This window comes from Caenibacillus caldisaponilyticus, from assembly GCF_002003465.1.
Taxonomy (GTDB): domain Bacteria; phylum Bacillota; class Bacilli; order Bacillales; family Sporolactobacillaceae; genus Caenibacillus; species Caenibacillus caldisaponilyticus.
In genome coordinates this window covers 1-11,206 of the sequence record NZ_BDDQ01000031.1, presented here as the reverse complement: position 1 = coordinate 11,206, position 11,206 = coordinate 1, and the positions used below count along the sequence as shown (strand labels likewise).

Sequence of the window (11,206 nt, the reverse complement as noted above, 5' to 3'; positions counted from 1 at the left end):
TCCAGCCAGCCGGTGTGCCGTTGGTAAGGGGCAAACAACTGTGTTTGAAATTCCCCGTTTCGGTCTCTTGGAACCAAAAGACCCTCAATCCGGCCATATTGCGTATCTAGATTTCGCTGATAGTAGCCGTTTCTCATATTCGGTGTTCCAGCCTGTTCGATTTCGAGGAAATTTTTCATTTCTTCCCGCATAATCAGCTCTAATTTTTCTTTCACAAATTGACGAATAACACTTTCCAGTTGATTTGCCCAGTCGACATTCGGTATACTTCTTTTAGACATAGGTAGGGTACTCCTTTCTCTGGAATGTGTTGTGGTCCAAATCAGAGAATACCCTACCTTTTTTCTTTTGTTCTAGCAAAATGCTTTACACAAAATTTTATACATCATCCGACTCGATGGCCGCTGTCACTTCCATGACATTTTCTATATCATTTTTAAACTGAGGGCTTCTAACGAAAGACTCAAGAGCTACCCATAAATTTAAAAACATAGTTTCAATGGATAGAGATTCTTCACCCATTCTTATATATTGGAAAACTTGTTTGACCCTCGATTTGGCGGACGGAGACACATCATCACGGTTTACAAACTCAAAATATTGTTCATACATCCTTTCGGTTGCCTTATGGTTTTTTAATATTTTTCTTTGGAAGATTTCCTTATTCGCAACAACTTTCTCTCCATAAGGCAAAAAAACAATAGGTTTATAATCAAGTTCGGGGACTTTATAGCCATAAAATTTTACGATGTCTAATGAACTCTTGATTTCTTCCCAACCCTTTTCCGAAGCAGAATAATAATCGAATATTTCAATCTTCTTTTTTATATAATTTGAATCATTTGCGATAAAATTTTTGAGATCAACTTTTGGGTAATCCTCTTTAATTTTTTGACCAGAATAAATATTTAAACCTGCTCTTTTCAAAAGATCCAGACTATCATTTGGCGGGAGTTTCCGAACTTTATATAAACATACATATACTTCCGGTTTCTTTTTTAAAATAGTCAAAAATCTATGGAGATCCCAATCAACTGAAATTCGCCGTTTTAATTCTAAATATAAGCTTTCGGTTGACCAACCCAATGATATTAAACCACTTACTAATGACCCTATAAGATAATCTATATTTCCCAATGAATTGTATTCCACAGCGGGTTCTATCTCTTCGATATTCCTAATTAAATACAAGTTTTCTATCTTTTTAAATGCAATTTTCAGTTGGAACATTATACGATAAACATTAGAAATGTCGTTGGGAACTTTACAAATGCTTCTTTGGATGATTTTTTTATATTGATTGAAATATTTATCCAATAAGAGATCGGATTTTATTATTTGTTGCATTTCTTTAATTGGTGACTCAATTGCTTGAAGTTTAATTTCACCTGAAATAATTCCTTCACAAACTTCTATAATTTCTTTTAGAGCTATTACCGAATTTAGATGTTTAATATGATACGAATCATGTGTTAGATCGTTCAAAATTTCAAACCATCTTTGGACGAAGAATTTCTCCCCCATTCGATTTATTCCGTGTTTTTCCAATAAATCATCGTTCGTATCCCCTTGCATGTATAGTCCCCCTGCATTTTTTTCTTGACTGTATAAATGAAAAGGTATAAAATTCAATATACATCAATATGATATACTGAGAGGGGTTGCACTGATGGGCGAGGATTTTTTCCCGACGCAGTGTTATACCCCTCTTTTTATATGTTAAACAACGCAATCATATTGCTTTTGGTAAAATTAAACATCCATTGACCATAGCCCGAGGAAAATTTTTAATGATCATTTATAAAACATAATTCCGATTATTAGTTGTGTTATTTTTATTATAATGAAATGCGGGAATCTGAACAACATTCTTATGACTCCCTTCAAATAGACTCAGTCAGGATGATGATATTTTATTTTAAATTCTTGATCAAAGCATTCTCGACAACAACCCCTGCCTACTTTCAACTGTGTTTCAATCGATGCGTTCCGATGTCCAGTACTCGCTGGCTAAATAAGAAAATTCGTGCATCTCGACCGCCGATGTAATTATTCCGCCCTATTTCCTAGGAGCTTAAAATACAAAAACAGGTGCCCTATCTTACAACGCACCTGCCCCATCCTATTTTATTTCAGCAGCTCCCGTGCTTGTTCGAACACTTTAGCCCCGTCCATCAAACCATAATAAACAGGATCGATGACGGCAACTTTTATGCCGTAAGGCCCGGCTTGAGATTCAATCTTTGAAGCCAAATATCTGACCTGCGGGCCGATGAGGATGACATCGGCCTGATCCAGAAATCTTCCCAAATCCGCTTCGGAAGTGGCTTGAATCGTCGCCTCGACATGCTCTTCTTTTGCCGCCTTACGCATTTTTTCCACGAGCATGCTCGTGGACATCCCTGCCGAACAAACCAGGACGATATTCAAAAGCCCCACCTCCTTGCACTCCTATCCTGTTTTCACTGCCGTTTGAAAATGTTACTCATGTGGGGGTCGTTTTTCACTACCGCTTAAAACAACGTTCAAACGGGGACGAGTGAATTCCCGCCCGATACCCCACGACATGGCCACGGGTGGAACGTCGGCCCGCTTGCTCCATTTTTGTCCGCCCGATCGCAAAGCGCGCGGATCTTCCCGGCGCGATGGCTTTTCGCCATCCCCTTTCCGCCTCAACGGCGGAGGCGCTCCGCGAGATCCCTATAAGTGATCAGTTTTATGCCTTTTTTCTTTACAAAATCTTTGATGCGCTCGGACGTTACAATTTCATGCTCCTTTAAGCGCGTCTCGACATAGGAACTTTGCCGCTTCAGTTCATTATCGATAAAAGCGGGATGACAGTTAATCTCAACATATTGTTCCCTTTCGGCAACCTGTTCCAACAATTTTTCTAGCGTGTCATAGCTCACCCCATCGCCGTAAAAATCCCGCAAATGCAAATCCGTTCGCAATACAGAGCCATACGCTTCATCAACAGATGGTCCGTTATGGGCCCTTCTTAACGGAATTCCGTATTTTTTCGCCAGTTTTATGGCAACCGGAAGCGCGAGCTCATGTCCGTGCACATTGTGGTGGCTATCCAAGTGTGTCGGTTCCAATCCCTCGGAAATAAACCGCTCGATCTGCGCCGTCCATTCACGCTCAATGTCCTCCGGCCGGGCGTGGTCGAAAATCTCCTGCTGCTTGTAAAAGTAACCGCTTTCATCAACCAGCGAAGAAACGCCCGGACTGAGCGGCTTGCCCCAAGTTAAGACGAGGTGAACGCCGACACCAAGTTTCGGATATTGCTTTGCGATTTTAACCGCGTGGGCAAAATGCGGCGAATTGCACATCATCGTCGTCGACGTCACAATGCCGTTCAAGAAAGCATCAAGAATTCCATATGTCACCGCCGGCGTGTATGCGAAATCATCCGCATTAACGATTAATCTCATCGTCTACCCCCTTATCGCCCACATATATTTATTCTCTTTTTAGAGGGTTGTATCCTTTTGATCGATCGTTTTTAAAGAGGACATTTTTTCAACCGGAGCATTTTTTAACATTTGTTTATCCAACATTCTTAAAAACGGAAGATAAATGAACGTACCAACAGCCAAATTGACCAATTGTAAAATCGAGCCGGCAAGAGAACCACCGGTTGCCAAGTATCCCCCGATGATCGGCGGTGTCGTCCACGGCACCATGACGACGGTTCTCGGCACAAGGCCGAGGGAGGTGGCGCAATACGCGATCGTCACATTCACGAGCGGGACCAAGAGAAACGGAACGAAAAGAATCGGATTCAAAACGACAGGGATGCCGAAAATGATCGGTTCGTTGATGTTGAACAGCGCGGCCGGTCCCCCGAGTTTGCCGATGCTTCGCACTTGCCTGGACCGCCCGACGATGAAGATCGCGATGATCAAGGACAAGCCGGTGCCGATGCCGCCCATCGCAACGAACACGTCGATAAACGGTTTTGTGATGATATGCGGGACTTGATAAGCGGAAACCCCTTGATTGAAGAGTTGGATGTTTTCTTGCATACTCGGCAAATAGACCGACTCAATGACAGGTTCCAAAATGTTCGAACCGTGCAGTCCGAAAAACCAGAGAAACGATTTCGTGAATTCGATCGCCAGAATCCCCGGCAAGCTCGCGGCCATATGTTGGAACGGCGCCTGAATTGATTTGTAAATGATATCTTGGACGCTCGTGCCGATGACATCGATAAAGAGGATTTGTAGGATTCCAAAAATGGCCAAGACGATCATGGCCGGGATCATGGAAGCGAACGAACGCGACACCGCCTCCGGAACGCCCTCCGGCATTTTGATCACCAAATTCATTTGCGAAAGTTTCCTGAAAATCTCCGTCGCAAGCAGTCCGACAATGAGGGAGACGAACAAGCCGGACGCCGACATCCAATTCAAGGAGATCCCTTGACCGTCCGCGACGAGTGGGGTCAAAATGATCAAGGCAGCGACCGACACCAAGCCGGCGGCGAGGGCGTCCACTTTATAGTGCCGCGCCAAGTTGTAACTGACGGAAAAACAGACGAGCAGCGAAATGATCGCAAAGGTGCCATTCCAAATATATCCGCCTAGATTTTTCCAATGTTCACTGAAAACGTGTTCCATAAAATCCTGGAAAGGCTGAATCGGCAGGTTATTAATCAAAACCGCCAAAGAACCGATGATGATGAGCGGCAAAATGCCGGCAAAACCGTCACGAATGGCGACAAGATGCCTTTGCGATCCAAACCTGCCGGCGACCGGCAGGAATTTCTCCTCGAAAAACCCGAAAAATCGCCCCACCTTTAAATCCCCCTTATTTTCGATGGAATTGCGGCAAGTCCTTCCAATGCGCGTCCAACAATTCATCCAACAGCACTTTAGCCGTTTCTTCGCCGGGCACGAGCGGATTCATGACCATCGCCAAATAAGCCGTTGAATAATCCCCGGTTACCGCCGCTTCAATCACCAGCTGTTCAAACGCTTTCATTTGTTGGATGATCCCTTTGACGGAAAGCGGTAGAGGCCCCGTGCCAACAGGCTTCGGCCCGTCCTTTTGTATGATGGCATTGACTTCGATGACCGAATCATGCGGCAGATCCGGAATCGCCCCCCGGTTGACGATATTGACGGTTTGCACATCCCCTTTATTGTTGTAAAGGCTGGCCATCAAGTTGCAAGCCGTACGGCTGTAATAGGCGCCGCCCCTTTTCTCCAATTCCTTTGGTTTTTCTTTTAATGTCGGATCCTTATACCTTTCAAAAAGCGCTTTTTCAAGCTGCCGGACGACCTCGGCCCGAGTGCCATGTTCCCTGAACGCCTTTAGATCTTTTTGCAAAACGTGTTCCCTTTGAAAATAGTATTGATGATAAGGATTCGGTAAAAGCCGAAGCGATTCGATAAAGGTTTTCGACCATCCCAGCGACACGATATTGGCGGGAGAAGCGATCACTTCCGCATTTGCGATTTTTTCGAGAACTTCATCCGTCCGGTCGATACCGGCGATGGTGATTTTGCGCCCGAAGACAAAATGATTCATTCCGATGAATTCAATCTCGACGTCATTCGGGTCGCAGTCCATGATTTCGGCGACGCTATGCTTCATGTTGTAGGGGATATTGCAGACGCCGATCACTTTTTTATGCCTGCCGTATTTCATAAGCGCTTCCGTAACGATTCCCGCCGGATTGGTAAAATTAATTAACCAGGCATCCGGACAAATCTCATGGATGTCAGCACAAATATCCATGAGAACCGGGATGGTGCGAAACGCCTTGAAAATTCCGCCCGGTCCGTTGGTCTCTTGACCGATCACCCCGTGGCTCAGCGGAATGCGTTCGTCTTTCTCCCGCGCCGCCAGACCCCCGACGCGGATCTGTGTGACGACAAAATCGGCATGCCGCAACGCGCTTCTCCGCTCCAGCGTCCACGATAAGTCGATCGCGACGCCTGCCCTTTCGATCATCCGCTTGGCCAGCGCTCCGACGATTTCCAGCTTTCTTTTTCCTTGCCGGATATCGACGAGCGTCACTTCAGAAACGGGGAATTCATGATGATGCTCGATCAACCCTTCGATGATCTCCGGGGTATAGCTTGAACCTCCGCCGATGACAACGACTTTTAAGCCGATAGAAACCACCTCCATTTTAATGAAATCGCTTTCAAAAAGAGGGTCATTCATGTTATTGTGATCTATTTGAATATTATAGTAACATATTATTATAAACATGCAATACAAATTTTATTATTTGTTACTACAAATTTTGATTTAAATTTTAGTGATGGACCCGTCTTCGGCGTCGACTTGAATCATGGACACGCTAGGAATTCGGCCATGTTAAGCGCCGGTATGTGGATATATCAGCCGTTCATATGTTATAACAAATATAGAGCGGTATTCTGGAGGGATTATATTGGAAACAGCGAAAGCCGGCCATGCGCTTCATTTCAGAGTGAAAGAGGCCATTCTCAATTTAATTAAAAACGGGAAATACAAGCCTCATACACAGCTTCCTACCGAAGCCGAGTTTTGTAAAAAGTTTGGAGTTAGCCGAACCACCGTAAGGACCGCTTTGCAACAATTGGCAATCGAAGGATACGTTTATCGAAAACAAGGCAAAGGGACGTTCGTCTCGGATAAAAAAGTTAAACAAACCCTGACTTCAACGGTTGAAAATTTTTCCGAACAATTGACGGTGCAAGGAAAGCAGCCTTCCATAAAAGTCATAAATCTGGAGGTCATTCAAGCCGACGCCTCGCTGGCCGAAATCTTTCATCTGGAAATCGGAGATCCTGTGAATAAGCTTGAAAGAATACGTTATGCCGATCAAGAACCCCTGCAATATGAAGTCGCTTATTTGCCGTGGCGGAAAACACCGGCTCTCAATGCTAAGGCATGTGAAACATCATTATATCGGGTTCTCGAAAACCACTATCAATTAAAGATTAAAAAGACCGTTGAACATCTGGAACTGTTTCTTGCGGATGACCACGCCGCTAAAATGCTTCAGATCAAAAACGGGGCGCCCTGTTTCTCGCTCGAAACCTTTGCCTATTTAAGCGATGAAACGATCATTGAATATTCTCAAACAATATTCCGCGGTGACCGTGTCAATTTTGTGATTGAAAGAAATTACTGATCAAACAACAGGGGGCTGGAACGTTTCAGAGCCGCCGTCCGAAGAACTTTTACATGTTTGAGGCACTGGGGACTTCTGATCCCAATACCCTTTGGGCGAGTAACAAGCCAGGCCTCGTTGATTGCCCCCTCGTTTTTTTCTATAACTGGTCCAACTTATGTCCCTTGACTTGCGATCGCGGTTATCGCCCAAAATTGGTATTCCGGCCATAAAAAAAAGAAGACCGGAAAAGCACGATGCGCGACTTTTCCGGTCAACCCGCATGAACACATCTTACAAAGGAATTAGATCTCCCGGCTCCAAGGTCGGGACATCGACGGAAACCGTATCGGGATATTTCAATCCCGTCCCCGTGTTCAAAACGACAACGGTTTCTCCCGCTCGAATCCAGTCCTTTTCCTTGAGTCGTCTTGCGCCGGCAAAAGCGGCCGCGCCTTCGGGGCAGACAAAGGCGCCTTCCAAGGCCGCGACTCTGACCTGTTCCTCGAGGATCGCTTCATCTTCAACGGCAATGGCGCACCCGTTCGTCTTGTAAAGGGCATCCAGCACAAGAAAATCGCCCAGCGCTTTCGGAACGTTGATGCCAAAGGCCCGCGTTGTCGCATTGGGCCAATGCTCGGATTCCAGGAGGCCCTTTTCCCAGGCGGCGACGATGGGCGCACAGCCGGTCGATTGCACCGCAACCAGGCGCGGCAGCCGGTCGTCTTTCAGCCAGCCGAGTTCGCGCAACTCGCGGAAGGCTTTATAAATGCCGATGAGGCCGACACCGCCGCCGGTCGGATAGATGATGACATCGGGGACGTGCCAGTTCAACTGCTCGGCAATCTCCAAGCCCATCGTTTTCTTTCCCTCAATCCGATACGGTTCTTTTAATGTCGACACGTCGTACAGTCCGGCATTGGCGACCGCCTGCGCCACGATTTTCCCGGCATCGCTGATCAAGCCGTTCACCAAAAACAGCTTGGCCCCGGCCGCGGCGCATTCTTTTTTCGTGATTTCCGGCGCATCCACGGGCATGACAATGGTGGCTTCGATCCCTGCCCGGGCGCTGTACAGCGACCACGCGGCACCCGCATTGCCGTTCGTCGGCATCGCCAGCGCCCGGACGCCCAGTTCCTTGGCTTTCGAGACGCCGACGGCCGCTCCCCGAGCCTTAAAAGTACCGGTCGGGTTCAGGCCTTCATCCTTCATGAACAACCGATCAATGCCCGCATCGCGCCCCCATGCGTTCAGCGAAAGCAGCGGCGTCATGCCTTCACCGAGCGAAACCTTATTTTCCGGTTTTTCGACCGGAAGCAGCTCATGATAACGCCATAAGCTGGTTTCACGCCCTTTCAAGTCATCCGCGCGCCATCCGGCTTTTAGTCCGTCGAGATCGTAGGCGACCAGCAACGGCGAGCCGCACGCGCATAATTGGCGGCGCTCCGTCGCGCGATACGTCTTCCGGCATTTCGGGCAGTATAAATGGGACACGTAACTATAGGCCATCATGCCACGCTCCTTGATCCGGTCAAATGTCGGTTATGTTTTTGTTTTTCTTTAACCAAAACCCCCGCAGCGCTGAGAGCAGACGCCTGCGCATCCGCTGAATGATCATCCGGCATCCTGATCCGCCGAATGATCTTTTGGCATGCCGCGTGACTGTGACTATTCATCAATATGGATGGTGGCGGAATGGGACGGAAATTCGGCAGGCCGCTTTTCTTAATAAAAAACAATCAAGACCCGCCAACAACGTTCAACTATCGTTTCCACCCGCTTTTCTTCTATAATAAAAAACAGTCCCTTTTAAAGTCATTGTTTTTTTGAAAAAAATGCATTATCCTTTGCGGTGAGAAAAGCCTCCCGCTCGATCCAACGAAAAACCGCCCGCCTAAAGGGGACCACTTCGACCTTTAAGCGGACGGTCTTCACTCAACCATGCTGAATTTGGATATTAATGATGCAACTTGTTATAGGCCGATTCGATGTGAGGGATCAGCGGGTGGCTTTCCTCCAATCCCGTCAGCTCTACGATCGCCTTTCTGATCCCCTTGTTCGTGATCAGATTCTGGACGGCAACGGCTTCGTCGTCCCCGGCAAAATCAAAGCTGAGGGCCGCGGCGATTCCATCCACCAATCGGTGCGGGATTTCGTTCATCAAGGAATGATATTGCCGAGCCGGGCCGACAAGACGGTCATCATAGCCTAATTTCCGTTTCGGCGAGCGGCCGACCCGCGTCACCTCATCGGAAATGTTAGGATTGCGGAAACGGTTGACAATCTTCTTGACATAAATCCAATGGTCTTCCGGACGGAATCCGTGTTTCCGGATAAGCAGTTCGCCGGTTTCCTTTAGAGCGCCTTCCACGATCCGGCGGACTTGATCGTTCTCGATCGCTTCCTGGATCGTCTGGCAGCCGGCCTGATAGCCGATATAAGCCGTGATCGCGTGCCCCGTGTTGACGGAAAACAGTTTCCTTTCAATATACGGCAACAGGTCAGGGACAAACGTCACCCCTTCGATCTCGGGCGTCTTTCCGTGAATTTCCTTCGTTTCAACGACCCATTCAAAAAACGGCTCGACTTTTACCATCAGCTGATCGGCATTCTCCTGATTGGGGACGATGCGGTCCACCGCGGCATTCGGAAAACCAAAGAGACGATCAAAATCCTGTTTTTCCGCTTCGTCTAAACGCTGATAAATGTGCTCTTTCAACTTGCCGCTCGCGCCGATCATATTTTCACAGGCAATGATGTTTAACGGTTGTTTATTCTCCCGCAAGCGTTTTCGCAAAGCTTCAACAATTAACGGGGCAATCAAGGGCAATACATTGGGCCCGACCGCCGTCGTCACGAGATCCGCTTGAACAATAGCCTCGATCGCTTTGTCCGGGTCGGTTTGGCTGTTTATGCCGCTGACATTTTTAACAATCTGAACGTCTTCGGTTTGATCCGCCAGCACCACCGCGTATTCTTTGCGGGAATTAATGAGGTCAATCAAGGCGGCATTCACGTCGATAAAGCAGATCTCATATCCCGATTGATAAAGGAGGGTCCCGATAAATCCGCGGCCGATGTTGCCCGCCCCGAAATGTACGGCTCGCATTATTCATTCACCTCATTGAAAATGCTTAAAATTTCTTTTTTATCGGTCGCTCGGATAATGCGGTCGACATTCTCTTCTTTGGAACAGACGATCGCGATCTTTGAGAGCATTTCGATGTGTTCATTATTTTTGCCGGCGATCCCGATCAGCAGCTTGACGACATTGCCATTGCCAAAATCGACGCCATCCGGCACTTGCACAATGCCGATGCCGGACGCTTTGACCGTTTCTTTAGCGTCCTCCGTCCCATGGGGAATGGCGACATAATTTCCCATATAGGTGGATGCCAAAGCTTCGCGTTCAAGCATTTTATCGATATACGCTTCCTCCACATAGCCGCGTTCGACCAAAAGCTTGCCGGTCTCGCGAATCGCTTCCTCTTTCGAAGCAAAAGCTTGGTTTAACAAAATGTTTTGTTCGTTGAGAATGCTGTTGGTCATGATCAACGTCCCCTTCTCCCTAAAAATTTTTGATAGCTATAGTCCAAAAGACGAAAGGCCTTTCAACTTTTTTGGCTCGCGTTGAAAAATTTTTGATGGCTATAGTCCCAAAGCCTTTGGCTTAAATAAGCGTAAATTTTTTCCTTATCTTCCGATTGAAATAACGCGAGGGTCTCTTCGCTTTCTATAATCAAGGCGCTGATATGGCTCAAAAGCTCCAACCCTTGGGGCGACAAGCTTTCCGGTGAAAGCAGGACAAGCGCATGTTTCATCATCATGTCTTCCTGATCCATCGCCTTTAAGGGAAGCGGTTTCGGTAAAGCGTAAATGCGAAAGATCGGTTTTAAAACATGACGGTCTTTGCTGTGAAACAAAGCCAGCGTGGACCTCGGAATGCCTAAAGCGCCTTGTAACTCTCTTTTCAACAAAGCGTCGGCGACCGATTGCCGATCGCTGATGAGCTGCGCATCCATTAAATTTTTAGCGATGGCATTTAACATGTCCTTATGGGAACCCCGCTCGGTCAGGTTCACGACCGCAAAG

General features: G+C 47.1%; 11 protein-coding genes. 1 reads left to right on the top strand and 10 read right to left on the bottom strand.

Going from position 1 to position 11,206, the window contains the following annotated elements; all coding sequences use genetic code 11:
• The 6 genes from CCB157_RS10145 to CCB157_RS10120 form a co-directional block, all read right to left on the bottom strand.
• A partial coding sequence (locus CCB157_RS10145; RefSeq protein ID WP_077615786.1) for a transposase occupies positions 1-281 on the bottom strand: 281 nt, incomplete at its 3' end.
• 97 nt (positions 282-378) lie between these two features.
• A complete protein-coding gene (locus CCB157_RS10140) occupies positions 379-1,575 on the bottom strand; it encodes a hypothetical protein (protein ID WP_077615785.1) in 1,197 nt (398 codons plus the stop codon).
• Positions 1,576-2,127: 552 nt separating this feature from the next.
• Positions 2,128-2,430, bottom strand: a complete 303-nt coding sequence (locus tag CCB157_RS10135) for a PTS sugar transporter subunit IIB (protein WP_077615784.1) — start codon at positions 2,428-2,430, stop codon at positions 2,128-2,130.
• Positions 2,431-2,672: 242 nt separating this feature from the next.
• Positions 2,673-3,434, bottom strand: coding sequence for a chitin disaccharide deacetylase (chbG, locus tag CCB157_RS10130; RefSeq protein ID WP_077615783.1), 762 nt, complete (start codon positions 3,432-3,434; stop codon positions 2,673-2,675).
• Between the two features lie 39 nt (positions 3,435-3,473).
• Positions 3,474-4,799, bottom strand: a complete 1,326-nt coding sequence (gene celB / locus CCB157_RS10125; RefSeq protein ID WP_077615782.1) for a PTS cellobiose transporter subunit IIC — start codon at positions 4,797-4,799, stop codon at positions 3,474-3,476.
• A 13-nt stretch (positions 4,800-4,812) separates the two neighbouring features.
• Positions 4,813-6,126 (bottom strand): 6-phospho-beta-glucosidase, encoded by a 1,314-nt coding sequence (locus CCB157_RS10120; protein ID WP_077615788.1) that lies wholly within the window; start codon positions 6,124-6,126, stop codon positions 4,813-4,815.
• Between the two features lie 283 nt (positions 6,127-6,409).
• Here CCB157_RS10120 and CCB157_RS10115 point away from each other — a divergent pair, with 283 nt between their 5' ends.
• Positions 6,410-7,135, top strand: coding sequence for a GntR family transcriptional regulator (locus CCB157_RS10115; protein WP_193432284.1), 726 nt, complete (start codon positions 6,410-6,412; stop codon positions 7,133-7,135).
• Between the two features lie 273 nt (positions 7,136-7,408).
• On the opposite strand, the gene CCB157_RS10110 is transcribed toward CCB157_RS10115, so the two are convergent.
• From CCB157_RS10110 to CCB157_RS10095, 4 genes are all read right to left on the bottom strand, one after another.
• Positions 7,409-8,623, bottom strand: coding sequence for a threonine synthase (locus CCB157_RS10110; RefSeq protein WP_077615780.1), 1,215 nt, complete (start codon positions 8,621-8,623; stop codon positions 7,409-7,411).
• 448 nt (positions 8,624-9,071) lie between these two features.
• The gene (locus CCB157_RS10105) at positions 9,072-10,223 is read right to left on the bottom strand and encodes a mannitol-1-phosphate 5-dehydrogenase (protein ID WP_077615779.1); all 1,152 of its coding nucleotides are present in this window, start codon (positions 10,221-10,223) and stop codon (positions 9,072-9,074) included.
• Positions 10,223-10,663 carry a PTS mannitol transporter subunit IIA gene (locus CCB157_RS10100; protein WP_077615787.1) on the bottom strand — a complete coding sequence of 147 codons (441 nt, stop codon included), beginning with the start codon at positions 10,661-10,663 and terminating at the stop codon, positions 10,223-10,225. The genes CCB157_RS10105 and CCB157_RS10100 overlap by 1 nt, the downstream gene beginning before the upstream one ends.
• A gap of 62 nt (positions 10,664-10,725) precedes the next feature.
• Positions 10,726-11,206, bottom strand: a 481-nt coding sequence (locus CCB157_RS10095; protein ID WP_143287005.1) for a PTS sugar transporter subunit IIA, incomplete at its 5' end; no start/stop codon positions are given.

Bases quoted from the DNA above. Each gene is read 5' to 3' on its own strand.
- CCB157_RS10140 (WP_077615785.1), bottom strand. From the start codon at position 1,575: ATGCAAGGGGATACGAACGATGATTTATTGGAAAAACACGGAATAAAT.
- chbG (WP_077615783.1), bottom strand. From the start codon at position 3,434: ATGAGATTAATCGTTAATGCGGATGATTTCGCATACACGCCGGCGGTG.
- CCB157_RS10110 (WP_077615780.1), bottom strand. From the start codon at position 8,623: ATGGCCTATAGTTACGTGTCCCATTTATACTGCCCGAAATGCCGGAAG.
- CCB157_RS10105 (WP_077615779.1), bottom strand. From the start codon at position 10,223: ATGCGAGCCGTACATTTCGGGGCGGGCAACATCGGCCGCGGATTTATC.
- CCB157_RS10100 (WP_077615787.1), bottom strand. From the start codon at position 10,663: ATGACCAACAGCATTCTCAACGAACAAAACATTTTGTTAAACCAAGCT.